Raw genomic sequence first — 18,869 nt, 5'->3', positions numbered from 1 at the left:
CGGGTGTACGCTCCCCGCCCCGCAAGCACATTCTGCGCGCCCGGAGCGTCCTGCTTTCAGGCAAGAGCCTGACCGTGCAAGACGTGGCTCGGCAAGCCGGCTTCACTCCGTCCGCGGTCTGGTCCTGGCAGCAGCGCTTTGCCGAGGAGGGCGTCGAGGGTCTGCTACGCGTCAAGAGACGTGTAACAGGCACCGAGCGTCAGGCCACCCGGACGGTGGCGGACTGGCCGGGACTGACCTGTCCGGAGGCGCCGAGCAGCGTCTCCACGTGGCCTGTGTGGGCCCCGGCGAAGCGTGTCGGGATCCACTTGCGCGCCGTGCAAAGGATCTGTGACGCACACCGCCTGCAGCCGCACCGCGTGCGCACGTTCAAGCGTTCGCACGACCCGGTGAACCGCGCCGTGTTTCCCGGAGGCCATTTGGTTTGAGTTAGGCTGCCAAGGCTTGCAACTTGGTCTGGGATGGCGGCATCGAAAACCTGGCGCCGGCTGAGGGGCGAAAACCAATTGCCGAAGGTCGTGGCCGGCGTCATCGTCCGCGACGGGACCGAGGTCGTCGCGAGCCCAGATCACCGCGCCGCCTGACCGCCGCCGTCACCTAAAATCCTGCATAGCTCTGCTGATGTTCGTCGTCATCGATGACCCCTTCGATCGGTTCCGATTGAACCGTGAAGCATACGCGATGCCGTTCGGTGGGGACATCCACCGCATCAGTGCATACCCCGATCAGAGAAGACCCTGAGTTTTTCGTCAGGCTGGGCGCAACGCCGAAAGCGTGAGGCTTATTTGTACGAGGACTCTCTCGACGCTGAACAAGAACGGCAACGCGGCAGAACGTAGAAATGTAAATCTTATGCCGTCAACGGATCAGTAGCCTTTGCGGCGAGTAACCAAAAGTTTTGCGAAAAGAGCGGCTAAAGTGTGACAAGTCGGAAAAGCCGTGGTCGAACGCTGCCTCCGTCACGGTGCGCGAACGGCCTTCGGCGAGCGCTCTGTAGCTTGCTTCTAGACGCAGCTTCCATACCATGCCCATAGGGGTTTTGTTATGACGAGCGAAAGCGCGAGTTACGGTGCGTGTCGAGACATTGTGCTTCGCGGCTATTGTTTCGAGATTCAACTCCGGATCTTCGAGGTGACGCAGAATGTAAGCTGAAATACGTCCGTAAAGGTCGCGTTCTCTAACCGGGTCTTTTTCTTCCATTTGGAATTCTAACGCAATAGCTGCCAGATCAAGTAACGTACACCCGAACTGGATCGCGGTGCTTGGACGCATTCCGCAGAAATCTATATCTACCGCCTGCTTTATCAATGCACGCAATTGGGTCGCAGCTGGCTTTTGTTGATCTATGATGCGCGCGGTCAAGCGTTCAGCGCCTGGGCAACGTTGCAACAGCAAACTTCGCGGAAACCGGATGAGATAGGCACATTGTGGCATCAACGAAAAATCAAACTGCCGGGCGGCATCGTAGAGCACCATGTCGCCACTCGCAAAACTCACCGCCCGCTCGTCCTGGGCAATTTCGGCTCGGCCTTCATGCATATATCCAATCCATAAATTGTCCTCAGGCCCGCTACGTAAATGTTGCGCATCACGCCTCCAATGGTGCGCATCAGCAGTCATCTCAACGATATCAACTGCACCAACGGCGCGCACTGATAGCCGTCCCTCGAAAGGACCATCAGTCAGCGTTCGGCTCGCAGCGGGAATGCAATGTTGAACAACAACATCGTGCCAATACTGGTAGCGATGAGTGATCTCCACGTCGGCAGTTGAATAGATGTGCTCCATCTGTTGTGGTCCCTTCGGGCCGCACCTCAAATTATTTCAGGCTTCCGGACTTAAGCTTCAACGTAAGCCAAGCGTAACACCTCCGATTTCGAGCAAATTTCGCGCCATTGAGCGGAATGGCATCGAGGAGTGGATTGAGAGAATTCCCGGTTGCGTTCACTCTTGGAATGCCCTGGGTGGAGGCAGAGTGCCATTTCCGGCCACTCGTTAAGCTTGCCCAATTCGCCCTGGTAAGCAGAATGACGCCATTGTCTCGCGGATGGTTGTCTACATTGCGACCTTTCCTGCCTGTGGCACGGCATATCACACTATACTGCGACGCAATTGTCACCTCTGTACGGCCGGCAATCACTGATATCGAGGTCGGATTCGCTCTGCATCCGCCCTCGAAATTTTATCGTCCTGTCCCGCAAGGGCAAATGATTTGTCCTTGGCAGCACAGCAATCTTCGCAAACGCCGTTAGTATAAATAGCAGATACCTACAGATCTGGATACGTTGTTTAACTTTGATGGCGAGCGCAAGCATACCGTCTCACCGGTCTTCCAGACAGACCCGGCCTGTGAATCGCAAAGAGATATGTTGGTGGTCTTCACCAGAAAGCCGGCAGTTGCCGGGCATGTCTCTTATGACCATGATTCCAGAACACCCCATCCGGACATGCCGATGGAAGTGGCGCTGCGCCATCCGTTTCCGGTCACTGGCGTTGCGGACCGAGGATGTGTCGATTGTTCGGGCCAGATCAACACAATCACACTCCCGAGTGCCGAGAGTGCCGAGAGTGCCGCGTCTGCCAACGCCGAATAGGCTCCTAATGGCAAACGAAAAGAGAGCCGGGGCACTCCCGGCTCGATGACATGCAATGAGCAAAGGAGTACTTATATGCCGGTTAAAAGACCTTCCCTCGGGCAAATGGAAGACATCGTCAGCGATCTCGGCATGTCGATGGATATGAATCGCCTGCAAGAATTTATGGCAGCGTGCGAGGGCAATTTTAGAGCCTATGACCTGATCGATGCGATGCCCGACGAGAAGCCTATCGTCAAGTATCCGCGCACTTCAGGCTATCGTCCCTGTGTCGACGAAAATCCTCACAACGCGTGGTATGTCAAAAGTGAGATCAAAGGAGCGCCAACCGGCGCACTGGCGGGAAAGACAATCGCCATCAAGGATAATATTTGTGTTGCAGGCGTGCCGATGATGAATGGTTCGGTGACACTGGAAGGATATACCCCGGACATCGATGCGACAGTCGTAACCCGCGTTCTCGATGCGGGCGGCACCATTCTCGGAAAGACGCACTGCGAGCACTTCTGTGTGTCAGGTGGCAGTCATACGAATTCCAGCGGACCAGTCCATAACCCTCACAAGATGGAACATACCTCCGGGGGGTCTTCTGCTGGAAACGGAGTGGTGGTCGCACTTGGCGAAGCAGACATGGCTGTTGGCGGCGATCAGGGCGGATCCGTGCGAATTCCTGCCTCGTATTGCGGGATTTACGGCATGCTGCCCACTTATGGGCTCGTACCATATACAGGTGCGATGCCGATTGAAGCGACGGTCGACTACCTTGGCCCGATGACCAAAACGGTGGAGGACAACGCTCTGCTGCTGGAAGTTTTAGCCGGCGAAGACGGCCTTGATCCACGCCAGAACGCTCCGAAGGTTGCGAAATACACCGATGGTCTCGGCGCAGGCATTAAAGGGTTGAAAATAGGTGTGGTGAAGGAAGGTTTTGGCCATCCATCGAGCGAGGTGGATGTGGATGCCGCAGTGCGTGCATACGGTGAAAAGCTGCGCGAGCTTGGAGCGGACGTACAGGAAATCTCGGTGCCAATGCATCTTTTGGCTCCTGCGATCTGGACGCCCATTATCCTTGAGGGCCTTCAATGGCAGATGATGCGCGGAAACGGGATGGGCATGAATTGGAAGGGCCTGTACACGACCAGTCTTCTTGACGCGCACGCTGCATGGCGGGAGCGTGCCAATGATCTGTCCGATTCTGTGAAGGCATCGATGCTGACCGCAGAATTTTTCATTAAGCATCATAGGGGGCGATACTACAGCAAGGCTCAAAATATCCGCCGCCGCCTGAATGCTGCGTATGATGTGGCACTATCCACATGCGACCTTCTTCTGATGCCGACGACACCCATGCAAGCTCCGCGCCTGCCGGAGGTGGACGTTTCGCTGGCGACCTATCTGCAACGCGCCTTCGAACACGTCACGAACACCGCGCCGTTCAACGTCACTGGTCACCCATCAATGTCTGTCCCTTGTGGTGAGGCGAACGGCCTACCTGTCGGTGCGATGCTTACGGCAAAACACTATGACGAAGTCACAATCTATCGCGCGGCCAGTGCATATAGCTGCGTTTGAACGTCCCGACTGCGCTGAATCAGACAGATGGTGCAGGGAGACGCTTGAGAGCGTCAAGGATGCGCGCTTCATCGGAGAACAGCTCGGCGTCAAGATCGGCCATGCGCCGACGCAGTTCGTCGACCCGTTGGATGCCCTTGCCGGCGACGACGCCGAACTCGGCCAGCAAACCTCTGGCGGCGTTCACGGGCGCCGTTCTCTGCCACACGAGCAACGACCGGAACGGCATCCCCCGCAGCCACAGGGCCGCGATGCCGCCGGTCAGTGCCAGAGGGACCGCGCTGAACACCAGCAACGCGTCCTTGGCCGAGTTCAGGGCGGAGAACAGCAGCAGGAAGATCAGGAAGAAGCACACCGGCACCACCACCATCAGGCGCTGGCGGGCCGAGGCCAGGTTCTCGAACTGCCCGCCCCAGGTCACGTAGTAGCCTGCCGGAAGCTGCACCCCCGATACGACCTTGGCCTGGGCCTCGGCCACGAGCGAACCGATGTCGCGGCCGCGCACGTTGGCGGTGACCACGACCCGACGGCGGCCGTTCTCGCGCGAGATCTGGTTCGGGCCCTCGGTGACCGAGAAGCTCGCGACCTGCTTCAGGAGCACCGAGGAGGCCCGCCCGTTGACGCCGGGTGGCAGTGGCACCGGGATGTTCTCCAGGGCCTCGCGGTCCTCGCGGACCTTGTCGTTCAGGCGCACGACGATGGGAAAGCGGCGGTCGCCCTCGAACACCATGCCGGCCTCCCGCCCGCCGATGGCCGCCCCGATGACGTCCTGGATCGCGGAGGTGCTCAGGCCGAGGCGCGCCGCCTCCGTCTTGTTGATCTTGATCTCCAGGAACGGCAGGCCGGCGGTCTGCTCGACCTTGACGTCGTCAGCACCTCTGTGCCGCGCAGGATCGTGGCGACCTGGTTGGCGGCCTTGAGCATCGGCTCGAACTCGTCGCCGAACACCTTGACGGCGAGGTCGCCGCGGGTGCCGGCCAGGAGCTCGTTGAACCGAAGCTGGATCGGCTGGGAGAACTCGTAGACGTTGCCGGCGAGACCCCCGAGCGCCTTCTCGATCTCCTCCTGCAACGCCGCCTTGGTCAGGCTCGGGTCGGGCCATTCCTCCTGCGGCTTGAGCATGACGAAGGTGTCGGACGAGCTCGGCGGCATCGGGTCGGAGGCGACCTCCGCGGTGCCGGTCTTCGAGAAGACGTAGGCCACCTGCGGGAACCGGCTGATGGCCTGCTCGACCTTCAACTGCATCGCCTGCGACTGGGTCAGGGACGTCGAGGGGATGCGCTGGGCGTTCAGCGCGATGCTCTTCTCGTCGAGCTGGGGGATGAACTCCTGCCCCAGGGTGGTGAACAGGACCCCGGCCCCGACCAGCAGCGCCAGGGCGGCCGCCACGAACGTCATCGGAACCCGCAGGGCGGCGCCGAGGATTGGGCGGTAGGCGCCCTTGAGCCCGCGGATCAGGACGTTGTCCTTCTCCGTGACCTTGCCGGTGATGACGATGGCGATCATCGCCGGCACGAAGGTCAGCGACAGGACGAAGGCCGAGACGAGCGCGATGATGACGGTGAGCGCCATCGGCTCGAACATCTTGCCCTCCACCCCGGTGAAGGTGAGGAGCGGGACGTAGACGAGGATGATGATGGCCTGCCCGTAGAGGGACGGCTTGATCATCTCCTCGGCCGAGGCCCGCACCGTCTCCAGGCGCTCCTCCAGGTCGAGCCTGCGCCCGAGCTCCTGCTGCCGCTCCGAAAGGTGGCGCAGGGCGTTCTCGGTGATGATGACGGCCCCGTCGACGATGAGGCCGAAGTCGAGGGCGCCGAGGCTCATCAGGTTGGCGCTGATGCGGCCCTGGACCATGCCGGTCATGGTCATCAGCATCGCCACCGGGATCACCAGCGCCGTGACGATGGCGGCGCGGATGTTGCCGAGCAGCAGGAACAGGATGACGATGACTAGGGCGGCCCCCTCGGCGAGGTTCTTCGCCACCGTCCGGATCGTGGCCTCGACCAGCAAGGTCCGGTTGAGGACGGTCTGCGCCTCGACGCCCGGCGGCAGGGTGCGCCGGATCCCGGCCATGCGGGCGTCGACGGCCGCCGCGACGGTGCGGCTGTTCTCGCCGATGAGCATCAGGGCGGTGCCGATGACCACCTCCTGCCCGTCCTCGCTGCCGGACCCGGTCCGCAGGTCCTTGCCGATGCGGACCTCGGCGATGTCCGAGATGCGCACGGGCACGCCCCCGCGCGTGGTCACGACGACCGAGCCGATGTCCTCCATGGTCTCCAGGCGACCGGCCGCGCGCACGACGTAGCCCTCGCCGTTGTCCTCTAGCAGGCTACTGCAGAAGTCGCTGGTCGGCTTGTCTCTGAGATGATTCACTCTGTCCGTGGCGGGTTGGGGGTCGAGCGATGCGCGGGCGTGAGGAACGGTCGGAGAGCCTGTTCAGCTACATCCGCCTGGAGGAGCGCGTTCCGGCCGATCATCCCTTGCGGCCGATCCGGGCGCTGGCCGACGAGGTCCTGGCCGGGCTGAACGGACGCTTCGAGGCACTGTATTCTGGGATGGGTCGGCCCTCGATCCCGCCGGAGATGTTGCTGCGGGCGACGCTGCTGCAGGCGTTCTTCTCCGTGCGGTCCGAGCGGATGCTGATGGAGCAGATCGACGACAACCTGCTGTTCCGGTGGTTCGTCGGGTTGGAGATGGACGCCGCCGTCTGGCATCCGACGGTGTTCACGCACAACCGCGACCGGCTGCTGGAGGCGGATGTCGCCCGCGCCTTTCTCTCGGGCCTGATGGCCCTGAAGCCCGTCAAGCGGCTCCTGTCGAGCGACCACTTTTCCGTCGACGGCACGCTGATCGAGGCCTGGGCGAGCATGAAGAGCTTCCGGCCGAAAGACGGCTCGGGCGAGCCGCCGGGACCGGGCCGCAACGGCGAACGCGACTTCCGCAAGGAGACGCGCTCGAACGAGACCCATGCCTCGACCACCGATCCGGATGCCCGGCTCTATCGCAAGAGCGCGGGCCAGGAGAGCCGGCTGTGCTTCATGGGCCATGCCCTGATGGAGAACCGCAACGGGCTCGTGGTGGACGCCACGCTGACCCATGCCACGGGGACCGCCGAGCGCGAGGCGACGCTGACGATGCTCGACCGTCATCCGCGCCGGCACCGGATCACCCTGGGGGCGGACAAGGCCTACGATGTCCGGGCCTTCGTCGGCGACCTGCGGGCGCGCCGCGTCACGCCCCACATCGCCTCAACGGGGCGGTGTCCAAATCCGGCAAGCCGCGCAAAACGGCCATCGATGGTCGCACCACGCGCCATCCCAGCTACGCGATCAGTCTGCGCTGCCGCAAGCGCGTGGAGGAGGTCTTCGGCTGGATCAAGGTCCAGGCGGGGTTGGCCAAGGTGAAGGTCCGGTCAAAGCCCAAGGTCGAGGCGGTCTTCACCTTCGCGGCGGCGGCCTACAACCTCGTGCGCCTGCCCAAGCTCCTGGCCCAGTCGGCGGGATGAGGGGTAGGCCCGGGGCCGGGACTCACCTCCGGAAACGGAGGTGCCGCCGAAGGTGCCGAACCGGACCGCCTCGAAAGCGCCGGTCCCCGCCGCAACAGCCAACATCATCCATGCAGAGGGCCAAACCAGACTTCTTCAGCAGCCTGATAGGGCGCGAACACCTGCTGCCTGGTGCTCCAGACCTCCGTTGGCACGCCAAGCGTCGGCCCTCGATACAAATCCCCGTCGTTCTCGATCAGGCGGCCTGTGGTGGCGAGATAGACGCGGGTGCCCTCACTGGATGCACAAGCTGAGGACCAGTAATACTATGCCGAAGACCGGACCTTCGTGCAATCCGCGATGGGTCAGCACCGGCCTATCAACGACGTAAGTTACGCTGATCGCTTCCCCGAACGAACAGGGAACTATCTCTTTAAGCGTAGTACCTCTACAATTAAAATAATATTAATAATTTCAATTTTATATTGGAAGAAAAACGGGATATATACTGCTTTATTGTGTCGTTCGGCTAATGGGCAACGCCGCAAATATTAATGTAAGAAATGTTTTTCGAGATAAATTGGGTTGACCCACCGGTGCGAGGCGCCGATGGGTCTACTTGCCGTCTCAGTCATCCAGCTACAACGACTAACTTCTTATTGACGAACTCCTTGATGCCAAGATCGCCGAGTTCGCGGCCGAAGCCCGAGTTCTTGATGCCGCCGAAGGGCAGCTCAGGCATAGAACCGGTGGCCGTGTTGATGAAGACCATTCCTGTCTCGATGCGCGAGGCCAGGGCCTTGGCGCGGGAGATGTCGCCAGCGAAGACCGACCCGCCGAGGCCGAAATGGGAGTCGTTGGCGAGTTCAACGATCTCGTCATCGGAGCCCACCACGTAGACCTGTGCCACAGGCCCGAAGAACTCCTCATAGAAGGCGGGGTTGTCGCGGGCGATGCCGGTGAGGATCGTCGGCTCGTAGAAGTAGCCCTGCCGGTCGGCCGCCTTGCCGCCGAACAGCAGCGTCGCGCCCTTGGCGACCGCGGCCTCGACCTGCTTCTCTAGGCGATCGAGGGCGCCCTTCGAGGACAGCGGCCCGAGCGTGGTCGAAGGGTCCAGGGGATCGCCCAAGGTCACACCCTTCATCCACGCCGAGAAGGCATCCAGGAACCGGTCGGCGATGGCCTCGTGCAGGACGAAGCGCTTGGCCGCGGTGCAGACCTGCCCGGCATTGGCGAGACGCGCCATGGCGCCGACCTCGGCGGCCTTCTCGATGTCGGCATCGTCAAGGACGATGAAGACGTCGTTGCCGCCGAGTTCCAGCGTCGACTTCTTCAGCTTCTCCGAGGCACGGGAGGCGACGGCACTGCCAGCCCGTTCCGAACCCGTCAGGGCCACGCCCTGAATGCGCTCGTCGCCGATCAGGTCGGAGACCTGCTGGTTCGAGATGTAGAGGTTGGTGCAGGCCCCGTCCGGCGCCCCCGCCTCACGGACCAGCGCCTCGAACAGTTCGGCGCAGTGCGGTACGATCTCGGAATGCTTGAGCAGGATCGGGTTGCCGACGGCGATGGCTGGAGCGACGACGCGGACGAGCTGGTAGAACGGGAAGTTCCAGGGCTCCACCGCCACCAGCACACCGATGGGATGATGCTCGACCCAGGCCTCGCCGAGCGAGGTCTCGTAGGGAACGGGCTTCAAAAATTCGGTGGCCTTCTCGGCATAGTAGCGCGCGATGCCGGCGCAGATCTTCAACTCGTCCCGGCTCTGCTGGATCAGCTTGCCCATCTCGGTGCTGGCGGCCTTCGCCAGCGTCTCGCTGCGCTCGGTGAGGAGGTCTGCGAGCTTGGCGAGGATCGGCAAGCGGTTCGCCATCGGGCCGCGCGACCAGTCGGAGCGATAGAGCGCGTCGGCCTTGGCCAGCGCCGCTTCGACGTGCTCGGGGGTGTGCGGCGGATAGGTCTTCACAAGCTGTTCGGTGAACGGATTGATCGTCGAATAGGCGGCCATGACAGGTCCTTTCTTAGCGCGGGGTGCACCCGCCGCGGGTGACGTCATCTGAGCATGAGTGGCGTGCGTCAGTGACGTGAACGAACGGCATCGGAGGATCAGGCTGCACCTCTGGTGAGCCGAGCGGCAGATCGACACAACGATGAGACGTCGGAGCCCAACGTCGCGTGATATATGGCTGTAAATAGCGACGGCCAGAGTTCGCACTCGGATTTTGCGCCTCGCGGATGATCGTGGCCAGATTCGTGCCGCTCGCGACAGCACCATCATCCTACCCGAACCGCATGTTGGCCCGAACCACGACCCTGCTGGGCGATCCAAGGCCCGTTTGATGCTGGAGGACGGCAGGCCGCCGGCCGTTTCATTTTTTTAAACGCTGTATATGAAACAGAATAGCGTTGGCCGACGTATAGGCATTGGAAGGCGTAGATACCCGCGCCTCTCCGGGAGGATCAGTGGCATGCTCAATCGAAGAACAGCGATCCGGGATGGGATCGGCGTGCTCGCGATCCTGGCGGCCGGTCGCGGATGGACGGCATCCCCGGCACGCGCTGCGGGAGATCAGCCGGTTCTGTTGTCGGATGCGGAATGGCGCCGGCGCCTGACCCCGGATCAATACGCGGTTCTGCGGCATGAGGGAACGGAACGTCCCTTCACCAGCCCCATCCTCCACGAAGAGCGTTCCGGCGCCTTCGCCTGCGTCGGATGCGAGCTGCCGGTCTTCTCCTCCAAGACCAAGTTCGACAGCAGAACGGGTTGGCCGAGCTTCTGGGCGCCGGTGGACGGCGCTGTGGCCGAGACGCTCGACACCTCCTTCGGCACAAAGCGAACCGCGATCAGTTGCCGTCGCTGCCAGGGGCATCTTGGCCACGTGTTCAAGGACGGGCCAAAACCCACGGGCCTGCGCTACTGCATGAACGGCGTCGCCTTGAAGTTCCTTCCCGCCGCCTGAGCGGTCGCATGATAAGGCCGATTCCATGCTGTTGTTCGCGGTCTCGTATCTCGGCGGCGTGCTGACCATCCTCAGCCCCTGTATCTTGCCGGTTTTGCCCTTCGTGTTCGCCAGGGCGGACCAGCCCTTCGTCAAGAGCGGCCTTCCCCTTCTGCTCGGCATGGCGATCACCTTCGCTGGCGTGGCCACGCTCGCCGCGGTCGGAGGCGCCTGGGCCGTGGACGCCAATCAGTATGGGCGTTTCGCGGCCATCGCCCTGCTGGCCGTGTTCGGCATCACTCTGCTGTTTCCAGGATTGGCCGAGAGGCTGACGCGTCCCCTCGTCGCCCTGGGATCGCGTCTCTCCCAACCTACCAGCGGGACGCCTGGAAACGGCGGGACCTTCGCCGCCTCGTTCCTCCTCGGCATCGCCACGGGTCTGCTCTGGGCACCCTGCGCCGGGCCGATCCTCGGCCTCGTCCTCACCGGGGCGGCGCTCCAGGGCGCCAACATCCAGACCTCCCTGCTGCTTCTGGCCTATGCCGCCGGTGCAGCCACATCCCTCGCGCTGGCGCTCGTCATCGGAGGCCGGGTGTTCGCTGTGATGAAACGGTCCCTCGGCGTCGGCGAATGGGTCAGGCGCGGTCTCGGCGTCGCGGTTTTGTGCGGCGTCGCCGCGATCGCCTTGGGGCTCGACACCGGGTATCTGACGCAGATCTCAAGCGCGAGCACGTCGAGCGCGGAGCAGGCGCTGATCGACAAGGTCCGGCCGACCCCATCCGGAGGCAGTGTGGTCGACCGCTCGAACGTGATGATGGGCGGCTCGAACGCAATGATGACCGGTGATGCGGCGGCGCCCGAGGCCCGCCGCGACGGCGCCGCGCCATCGGGGAACTTGCTCGCCTCGCTTTCCGGCGCCGTCGAATGGATCAACTCGCCTCCGCTGGATGCGGCCGGGCTCAAGGGAAAGGTGGTCCTGATCGATTTCTGGACCTATTCCTGCATCAACTGCCTGCGGACGCTCCCCTATGTCCGGGCCTGGGCTGAGAAGTACAAGGACCAGGGCCTGGTGGTGATCGGCGTCCACGCTCCTGAATTCGCCTTCGAAAAGGACATCCGGAACGTCCGGCGTGCGGTCACCGATCTGAAGATTGGTTATCCCGTCGCCGTCGACAACGATTTCGCGATCTGGCGGGCCTTCAAGAATCAGTACTGGCCGGCGCACTACTTCCTCGATGTCACCGGCGAAGTGCGCCACGAGCATTTCGGCGAAGGCGAGTACGCCGAGAGCGAGAAGATCATTCAGGATCTGCTCGCCGAGGCCGGCCGATCGGGGGTCAGTCGCGATCTCGTCGCGGTCGATGCGAAGGGGATGTCGGCGGCCTCCGACAAGGCGAACGTGAAATCGCCCGAGATCTATATCGGCTATCAGCGGGCCGAGAATTTTGTCACCAAGGACGCTACCAAGGATGGCGCCGTGCGGGACAAGCCCACCATCTACGCACAGCCTGACGAACTCAGCCTGAATCATTGGTCTCTCGCGGGCGACTGGACCGTCCAGGGAGAGCGCGCTGTATCGAACGGGGCGGACGGACGCATTCGCATCCGCTTTCACGCCCGCGACCTGCATCTCGTGCTGAGCCCCTCGAAGGACGACAAGCCGGTGCGCTTCAAGGTCACCATCGACGGACACCCGCCCGGCGCCGACCACGGTGTCGATGTCGATGCCCAAGGCAACGGTATCGTGACCGAGGAGCGCCTCTATCAACTGGTCCGCCAGAGCGAGGGTGTCACCGACCGGATGTTCGACATCGAATTCCTCGGTCCCGGCGCACAGGCCTTCGCCTTCACGTTCGGCTGATGGGCTTGCTCCGCGGGTTGCGAAGAAGGTTGCAGGCGCTTTTGGAACGAGACGCGGAAGATGGTCCGGTTGAACGAAATCCGTCGCGGCGAACTCGTCGTCCCGGCTCCCGATGCAACGGATGCCGGCCTGGTGTTCATCGGCCGCATTCAGACGCCTTGGACCGATCGGCTTGCCTGTCCCCGCCAGGGACGGTCGGACGGTCCGATCTGCCGCATCGAGGTGTTCGCGCCCTGGGATGAGGCGCTCTCAGGCATTGGTGCCTATGCGCGGATCGAAGTCATCTACTGGCTCAATGCCTCACGCCGCGACATCGTTCGTCAATGCCCGGCCGATGACGGTCATGCGCGAGGCGCCTTCTCCCTGCGCTCGCCCGTCCGCCCCAATCCGATTGGAACGTCGATCGCGGTTCTTGTCGAAGTCCAACCTTCGGCGCTCCTGGTCCGAGGGCTCGATTGCCTCGACGGCACTCCGCTGCTCGATCTGAAACCCGATCGCAGCCTGTTCACGCCTGTCGCCCCACCGCAGCCCGGCGACTTCGAATGATGACCGTGCCCCCAATCCAATGAGCGGAGACGGGGCACGGTGCATCACGCGGCGTGAATCAATCGACTGCGATCATCACGTCCGAGGCCTTGACGACGGCATAGGCCTCGCCGCCAACGGTGAGGCCGAGACTGTCTACGGCCTCATTGGTGATCGACGAGGTGATCACCGTGCCGTCCGCAACCTCGATTTTCACATGGGCAGTGGTGGCACCCTTCTCGACCGAGACGACCTTGCCCTTGAGGGTATTGCGTGCACTGATTTTCATGGCGTTTCTCGTTACTTCGCTGCCGCTGTGCCGAGGACCGTGAAGCCCTGAGCTTCGAAGAAGGGCTTGCCCTCGGTTCCCTTCAGGAAGTCGAGGAACTTGGCAGCGCCATCCCCTTTGGCCTCGGCGGTGACGGCGAACGGATACACGACGGGCGGATGGCTGTCCGCCGGAAACACGCCGACGATCTTCACGCCCGGATCGGACTTGGCATCGCTCTCGTACACCACGCCAAGGGGCGCCTCGCCGCGCGAGACCAGGAGCAGGGCCGCCCGCACGTTATCGGCCTGGGCGAGGCGCGGCTGCAGACCCGTCCAGAGGCCGAGCTTCTCGAACGCCGACTTGGCGTATTTGCCGATCGGCACGGAGTTGACCTCACCCGTGGCGAGACGGCCGTCGGCGCCGAGCGCGGCCGCGAACCCTTCCGCGGTGAACGGCACGTCGGCGGTCTTGGATTCCTTGGGAGCGACCACGACGATGCGGTTGCCGAGGAGGTTCACCCGGCTCTCGGGACGGATAAGGTTCTTCTTGGCGAGGTAGTCCATCCATTCGAGATCGGCCGAAGCGAACAGATCGGCCGGGGCGCCGGATTCGATCTGCCGTGCCAGGGCCGAGGAGGCGGCGTAGCTCGCCTTGAGCTCGATGCCGCTCTGGGCGGTGAAGGCCTTTCCGGCATTGTCGAGGGCGTTCTTCAGGCTGGCCGCCGCGAAAACCGTAGCAGTTTCTGCAGCCTGGGCGGTGGGCGCCAGGACGACGAGGCCGGCGAGAAGGACGGCACGGAGGGAGGTGAGCATACAGGGTGCCTTTCTGGGCTGGTCGTTTGGACTATCGACGGTCATGCAGTGGGTCAAAGGGGCAGGCAGCACCTCATGCTCGGGTTGGTATCAGGGAACGAGACGATGCCGAGGTGGATCAAAACCTGCTGAACGCCGTCGAACGTGAGCGCACCCGGCATGGTGATTTGGATGTGCGTGGGCGACATCGCTCAGGCTCGGTCCCTCGCTGTGCCTCTTCGGCGGAAAGCTCCGCGTCAAGGCCAGACTGAGGGACTGCTAAGCGCCGCGTTCCATCCCCAAAAATCGCTCCGACCCAGAAAATCGCTTCGACCCAGAAAATCGGCTGGCATCGGCCAACGCAGCAGTACGGCCCTGGCCGAAGGCCGCCATCGACTTCTGCGGCCGGGTTTATCGTGCCGAGGGTGGCGGTTGACAGCATGCACTATATACCATGAGATATAGCGAACGTCAGAAAATGACGGCACGCGCGGGAGGGCAGTACCATAATGTTGGATTCCTCGATTCCAAGCCATCTGAGATGTCCGCGAACAAGATCGCGTCGGGTCAGTGACACGTGGGTTCCGCAGGTCCCGGCTTATTCCGCCCGCGGTGAGGAAAGCATCTCACATCTCGTGATGGCGTATCTTGGCGTCCAGTCGAAGGAAGACGACACCACCGCTCCCACCTACGCGGCTTATCAGAAGATCTTGCAGACTTTCGAGCAGCCCGATGGGCCGATCCGACATGATCGGGTTCAGTTCACCGATGGCCAGGGCTATCTAAATCTCATCGCCGTAGCTTATTGGGTCGACCCGTCCCAGTTCGACAGATGGAACGATAGCCCGGCCATCTCGGGCTGGTGGGCGTCCGACGAGCGTCTAGACGAGGGCGTTGGTTACTTTCGCGAGATCCTGCGTCCGCGCATGGAACAATTCGAGACGATCTTCACGCACGAGCACGGCCCGCTCGAAGGTGTCAGTGTCATCTTGGGTTCGATGAGCGAACCCATCATCGAACATGGCTACTGGGGGTCCATGCGGGATCGCCTGCCCCTGTCGCAGACCGACACGATGGACCCATCCGGCGCGCTTTCGATCCAGCAGGGAACGCCGGCCCTCGGCGGTCGCGTCATCGTCGCCGGACATGAGAACTTGGCTCTCATCCGGTCCGGGGAGGATTGGAGCCTGACAGAGGCCGAGGAACGTCGCACCTGGTTCGACGAGATCGAGCCCGTCCTGCGCGACGGCATGAACTACCTACGCGACGACGGCCTCGAAGTCGGCTGCTATTGCAACCGCTACGTCCATCACATGGACGAGAACGGCAATCTGCTGGAGAAGGGGTTTGGCTACAGTCTTTGGCGTTCCATCACGAATCTGGAACATTGGGCGGAGTCGCACCAGACGCACCTCCAAATTTTCGTGACGTTCAATCGGCTGGCCACCAAGTTCAAGAACCTTACGCTCTATCACGAGGTCTCCGTCTTCGATGCGTCGAACCAGCATTTCGAGTATCTGAACTGCCACCCGAAGACCGGCATCCTGCGCGCCGTTTGAGGCATTTCGCCGGCACGGCTCTCGTGAGAGCCGTGCCGTGCCTCGGAAGAATAGGCACGACAATCCGATAAGCGGGGCCGCGAACTGGCCTGGTGGTCCGCCGAAGAGCCGCGTGCTCGGGCGCAACTCACGTCATGCGGGCCAGTACGTCCTCCTTCCACAGGACCCGGTGGAGTACGACCATGCCGACATGACCGAGCACGACCGCGAGGAGGAGAAAGCCCATCCAGTAATGCAGCAGGTCGCCCGGGATCATCATCCACGCGATCTTGCTCTCCCGCTCCGGCATGAGTGGGATGCCGTAGGGTGAGAATGGCTTGCCCGACCCGTATTGGCGCAGCAGAGCAATCCCCGGCAGGACGATCATCAGGGCATAGAGCAAGCCGTGGCCCGCCGCCGCGGCACGACCCAGGCGGCCGAGATGCGGTGGCCGTCGCCGTAGATTCGTCAGTCCCCAGACCCCGCGCAGCAGTACGAGGACGAACAGGGTTAAGCCCAGGGTGGAATGGCTTCCCCCGACGAAGCGCGTGAGCGCCGTGTCCCCGATGCCGACGTAGAGCAGCGCCCCCGCGAATTGCCAGGCGAACAGGGCCGCCATCAACCAATGGAAGCCGCGACTGATGCGGCCATAACGCTGCGGCGTGTCGAACCAGCGGACCATCGTCACTCCCCTCGCCCCCCCCCGCGCCGTCACGAGCGGTGGTCGTGACGGCCCTTGTGGAAACGAGCCCGTCGACGTCCAGTCGATCTCGAACCGGTCAGCAAGCCCGGGCGCCGATCTTCGCACCCGGGATCATCACCTCAGGCGGCCTTGGGCAAGGACGCCATGTCGATGACGAAGCGGTATTTCACATCGCTCTTCAGCATCCGGCCGTAGGCGGTCTCGATCTGGTCGATGGGGATCATCTCGATGTCCGAGGTGATGCCGTGCGCGGCGCAGAAATCGAGCATCTCCTGCGTCTCGGCGATGCCGCCGATGAGCGAGCCGGCGAAGTTGCGCCGCCGCCAGATCACGCTGAACACGTTGACCGAGAGCGGCTTCTCCGGAGCGCCCACCTGCACGAGGGTGCCCTCGCGCTTGAGAAGGCCGAGATAGGCGTTGATGTCGTGCTCGGCCGCCACGGTGTCGAGGATGAAGTCGAAGGTCTCGCCCTGGGCCGCCATGGCCTCGGCATCCTTCGAGATCACCACCTCCGAGGCGCCGAGACGGCGCGCATCGGCCTCTTTGCCAGGCGAAGTGGTGAACAGGGTGACGTGCGCGCCCATAGCGTGTGCGAGCTTCAGACCCATATGGCCGAGGCCGCCGAGACCCACCACGCCGACCTTCTGGCCGGCTTTCACGTTCCAATGGCGCAGGGGCGAGTAGGTGGTGATGCCCGCGCACAGGAGCGGGGCGACGGCAGCAAGATCGAGCCCCTCTGGGATGCGCAGGACGAAGTGGCTGTCGACCACGATGTGGCTCGAATAACCGCCGAACGTGTGCCCGCCGGTCTGCGGCTCGGGACCGTTATAAGTGCCGGTGAAACCGGGCACGCAATACTGCTCGAGGCCTTCCCTGCAACTGTCGCACTCGCGACAGGAGGCGACCATGCAGCCGACGCCGGCGAGGTCGCCGGCCTTGAAGGTCGAGACCTCAGCGCCGACCCGTGTCACCTTGCCGACGATCTCGTGGCCGGGGACGCAGGGATAGAGCGTGCCGCCCCACTCGTCGCGGGCGGTATGCAGGTCCGAGTGGCAGACGCCGCAATACAGGATCTCGATCTCGACGTCGGACGGGCCGGGATCGCGGCGCTGGAAGGTGAAGGGCGCGAGCGGCGCCTCGGCGCTGGTGGAGGCGTAGCCGGTGCAGGTGAACATGGAGACTCTCCGTAGGGGCGAGGATCTGGCAGGCCCTTCGCCTGGCCTGCCGTATGATCTCGACAGCGGGTATATACGCCCGTGCATAGCGTCGGCCAGGGTTTGCCGCTAATCGGTAGCAGCATTGGGCATGGACCATAAGCCGAGGGACGAGACGTGCGGGACGCGAAGGGTACGCTCGAGCCGAGCGAGGCACCGGACATGGTCGAGATCGAGGCGGCGCTTGCGCTGATCGCGCAAGGTCTTGGTCCTATCGGCAGTGAGACCGTCTCCCTCGCTGACGCTCATGGCCGTGTCTGTGCGGAAGCGATCACCGCGCGGCTCGATGCACCTCCCTTTGCCGTCGCTGCGATGGATGGCTACGCGGTGCGATGTGCGGATTTCGCCCCCGGCACTGTCATGCGATGCCTCGCTCATGCCAAGGCGGGAGACCGGCACCCGTCAGTCCTCGTTCCTGGAACCTGTACCCGTATCTTCACCGGTGCCCCGGTCCCGGCCGGTGGCGATGCTGTGGTGCTTCAGGAGGACGCTCGGAGTGAGGAGGCCGGGATACGATTTACGACCGCTCCCGTGCCCGGTCGGCATATTCGCCTGGCGGGCTGCAATTTCCGGACTGGTGATGTTGTTGTCCGTGCAGGCCGTCGGCTCGGTGCGCGCGATGTCGGCCTCCTGGCGGCCGCGGGCCATCAGGCTGTGCGGGTTCATCAACGACCGCGCGTTGCCATCCTCTCGACGGGGGATGAGCTCTCCGATCGCTTCGTGACCGATGAAGAGCCGCAGATCATCGATGCCAACAGACCGGCGCTGAAAGCGCTGGTGCGCGCCTGGGGTGGCGTGGCGATCGACCTCGGCATCGCCCGCGATTGTCCAACTGCGCTCGGTAGCGCGATTCATGGAGTTGAGGCAGATCTACTGGTCGTCTCCGGTGGCGCCTCGGTCGGCGATTTCGACCTCGTTCGGCCGACGCTGGAAGGGCTGGGCCTACGGATGGCGTTTCGCCGCGTTCACATGCGGCCAGGCAAGGCGACGATGTTTGGAACGATGAACGGCATGCCGGTGCTGAGCCTGCCGGGAAACGCCGTTGCCGCCCTCGTCAGTGCCCTCGTCTTCCTCAAGCCGATCTTGTCCGCCCTTGAAGGCGCCGGTTACGAGGGGCTCGCCCGCGAACCCGCCATTCTCGCGCATCCGATGACCGGAGGGGGACCCCGGAACACGTTCCTGCGTGGTCGCCTCGATCGACGATCCGATGGCAGCCAAACCTTCACAGCGCAGCCGATACAAGACAACGCAATGATTTCGGGGCTGGCGGAAGCGAACGCGCTTGTCTTGCGCCCGGCCGGAGCGCCGGCCCTTGAAGCGGGTGCTCCCATTGAGGCGATCCGGTTCGATCTGATCGCCGGGTTTTAGGTGCGCTTGGAT

Annotated in this window: 13 protein-coding genes and 2 pseudogenes; 8 read left to right on the top strand and 7 right to left on the bottom strand. The window is 63.0% G+C overall.

Annotated elements, in window-relative coordinates:
* Positions 1-428 (top strand): helix-turn-helix domain-containing protein (locus MKK51_RS20320; protein WP_243980252.1); only part of this gene is annotated, 428 nt, incomplete at its 5' end.
* A gap of 430 nt (positions 429-858) precedes the next feature.
* Here the strand turns inward: MKK51_RS20320 and MKK51_RS20315 are convergent.
* Positions 859-1,788 (bottom strand): helix-turn-helix domain-containing protein, encoded by a 930-nt coding sequence (locus tag MKK51_RS20315; protein ID WP_243980250.1) that lies wholly within the window; start codon positions 1,786-1,788, stop codon positions 859-861.
* Between the two features lie 881 nt (positions 1,789-2,669).
* Here MKK51_RS20315 and MKK51_RS20310 point away from each other — a divergent pair.
* Complete coding sequence (locus MKK51_RS20310; RefSeq protein WP_279601247.1) at positions 2,670-4,166, top strand: amidase; 1,497 nt, start codon at positions 2,670-2,672, stop codon at positions 4,164-4,166.
* 165 nt (positions 4,167-4,331) lie between these two features.
* Here the strand turns inward: MKK51_RS20310 and MKK51_RS20305 are convergent.
* Positions 4,332-6,491: pseudogene (locus MKK51_RS20305) on the bottom strand (efflux RND transporter permease subunit); the annotation flags it as partial.
* Between the two features lie 77 nt (positions 6,492-6,568).
* Between MKK51_RS20305 and MKK51_RS20300 the strand changes: the two are divergent.
* Positions 6,569-7,671, top strand: a pseudogene (locus MKK51_RS20300) (IS5 family transposase).
* 610 nt (positions 7,672-8,281) lie between these two features.
* Here MKK51_RS20300 and MKK51_RS20295 read toward each other — a convergent pair.
* A complete protein-coding gene (locus tag MKK51_RS20295; RefSeq protein ID WP_243980241.1) occupies positions 8,282-9,655 on the bottom strand; it encodes an NAD-dependent succinate-semialdehyde dehydrogenase in 1,374 nt (457 codons plus the stop codon).
* A 460-nt stretch (positions 9,656-10,115) separates the two neighbouring features.
* Between MKK51_RS20295 and msrB the strand changes: the two genes are divergently transcribed.
* Genes msrB through MKK51_RS20280 form a run of 3 tightly spaced genes read left to right on the top strand, consistent with a single transcriptional unit; the run spans position 10,116 to position 12,993 of the window.
* Positions 10,116-10,607 carry a peptide-methionine (R)-S-oxide reductase MsrB gene (msrB, locus tag MKK51_RS20290; protein ID WP_243980240.1) on the top strand — a complete coding sequence of 164 codons (492 nt, stop codon included), beginning with the start codon at positions 10,116-10,118 and terminating at the stop codon, positions 10,605-10,607.
* A gap of 25 nt (positions 10,608-10,632) precedes the next feature.
* Positions 10,633-12,447, top strand: coding sequence for a cytochrome c biogenesis protein DipZ (locus MKK51_RS20285; RefSeq protein WP_243980238.1), 1,815 nt, complete (start codon positions 10,633-10,635; stop codon positions 12,445-12,447).
* A 60-nt stretch (positions 12,448-12,507) separates the two neighbouring features.
* Positions 12,508-12,993, top strand: coding sequence for an SAM-dependent methyltransferase (locus tag MKK51_RS20280; protein ID WP_243980236.1), 486 nt, complete (start codon positions 12,508-12,510; stop codon positions 12,991-12,993).
* A 58-nt stretch (positions 12,994-13,051) separates the two neighbouring features.
* On the opposite strand, the gene MKK51_RS20275 is transcribed toward MKK51_RS20280, so the two are convergent.
* A complete protein-coding gene (locus MKK51_RS20275) occupies positions 13,052-13,261 on the bottom strand; it encodes a molybdopterin-binding protein (protein WP_243980234.1) in 210 nt (69 codons plus the stop codon).
* 11 nt (positions 13,262-13,272) lie between these two features.
* Positions 13,273-14,055 carry a molybdate ABC transporter substrate-binding protein gene (gene modA, locus MKK51_RS20270; protein WP_243980232.1) on the bottom strand — a complete coding sequence of 261 codons (783 nt, stop codon included), beginning with the start codon at positions 14,053-14,055 and terminating at the stop codon, positions 13,273-13,275.
* Positions 14,056-14,543: 488 nt separating this feature from the next.
* Between modA and MKK51_RS20265 the strand changes: the two genes are divergently transcribed.
* A complete protein-coding gene (locus tag MKK51_RS20265) occupies positions 14,544-15,593 on the top strand; it encodes a phenylacetaldoxime dehydratase family protein (protein WP_243980230.1) in 1,050 nt (349 codons plus the stop codon).
* Positions 15,594-15,720: 127 nt separating this feature from the next.
* On the opposite strand, the gene MKK51_RS20260 is transcribed toward MKK51_RS20265, so the two are convergent.
* Together MKK51_RS20260 and MKK51_RS20255 are read right to left on the bottom strand one after the other, a co-directional pair.
* Positions 15,721-16,254 carry a cytochrome b gene (locus tag MKK51_RS20260; protein WP_243980228.1) on the bottom strand — a complete coding sequence of 178 codons (534 nt, stop codon included), beginning with the start codon at positions 16,252-16,254 and terminating at the stop codon, positions 15,721-15,723.
* A gap of 140 nt (positions 16,255-16,394) precedes the next feature.
* A complete protein-coding gene (locus MKK51_RS20255) occupies positions 16,395-17,450 on the bottom strand; it encodes an NAD(P)-dependent alcohol dehydrogenase (RefSeq protein ID WP_243980226.1) in 1,056 nt (351 codons plus the stop codon).
* Between the two features lie 201 nt (positions 17,451-17,651).
* Here MKK51_RS20255 and glp point away from each other — a divergent pair, with 201 nt between their 5' ends.
* A complete protein-coding gene (gene glp, locus MKK51_RS20250) occupies positions 17,652-18,857 on the top strand; it encodes a gephyrin-like molybdotransferase Glp (RefSeq protein ID WP_243980224.1) in 1,206 nt (401 codons plus the stop codon).
* Positions 18,858-18,869: the final 12 nt, after the last annotated feature.

Origin of the sequence: Methylobacterium sp. E-045, assembly GCF_022829685.1 — a bacterium.
Taxonomy (GTDB): domain Bacteria; phylum Pseudomonadota; class Alphaproteobacteria; order Rhizobiales; family Beijerinckiaceae; genus Methylobacterium.
Note: the sequence above shows the minus strand (reverse complement) of the source record. Positions and strands in the feature narration are given on the sequence as shown.

Coding starts and splice junctions, on each gene's coding strand:
- MKK51_RS20315 (WP_243980250.1), bottom strand. CDS start 1,788: ATGGAGCACATCTATTCAACTGCCGACGTGGAGATCACTCATCGCTAC.
- MKK51_RS20310 (WP_279601247.1), top strand. CDS start 2,670: ATGCCGGTTAAAAGACCTTCCCTCGGGCAAATGGAAGACATCGTCAGC.
- MKK51_RS20295 (WP_243980241.1), bottom strand. CDS start 9,655: ATGGCCGCCTATTCGACGATCAATCCGTTCACCGAACAGCTTGTGAAG.
- msrB (WP_243980240.1), top strand. CDS start 10,116: ATGCTCAATCGAAGAACAGCGATCCGGGATGGGATCGGCGTGCTCGCG.
- MKK51_RS20285 (WP_243980238.1), top strand. CDS start 10,633: ATGCTGTTGTTCGCGGTCTCGTATCTCGGCGGCGTGCTGACCATCCTC.
- MKK51_RS20280 (WP_243980236.1), top strand. CDS start 12,508: ATGGTCCGGTTGAACGAAATCCGTCGCGGCGAACTCGTCGTCCCGGCT.
- MKK51_RS20275 (WP_243980234.1), bottom strand. CDS start 13,261: ATGAAAATCAGTGCACGCAATACCCTCAAGGGCAAGGTCGTCTCGGTC.
- modA (WP_243980232.1), bottom strand. CDS start 14,055: ATGCTCACCTCCCTCCGTGCCGTCCTTCTCGCCGGCCTCGTCGTCCTG.
- MKK51_RS20265 (WP_243980230.1), top strand. CDS start 14,544: ATGTTGGATTCCTCGATTCCAAGCCATCTGAGATGTCCGCGAACAAGA.
- MKK51_RS20260 (WP_243980228.1), bottom strand. CDS start 16,254: ATGGTCCGCTGGTTCGACACGCCGCAGCGTTATGGCCGCATCAGTCGC.
- MKK51_RS20255 (WP_243980226.1), bottom strand. CDS start 17,450: ATGTTCACCTGCACCGGCTACGCCTCCACCAGCGCCGAGGCGCCGCTC.
- glp (WP_243980224.1), top strand. CDS start 17,652: ATGGTCGAGATCGAGGCGGCGCTTGCGCTGATCGCGCAAGGTCTTGGT.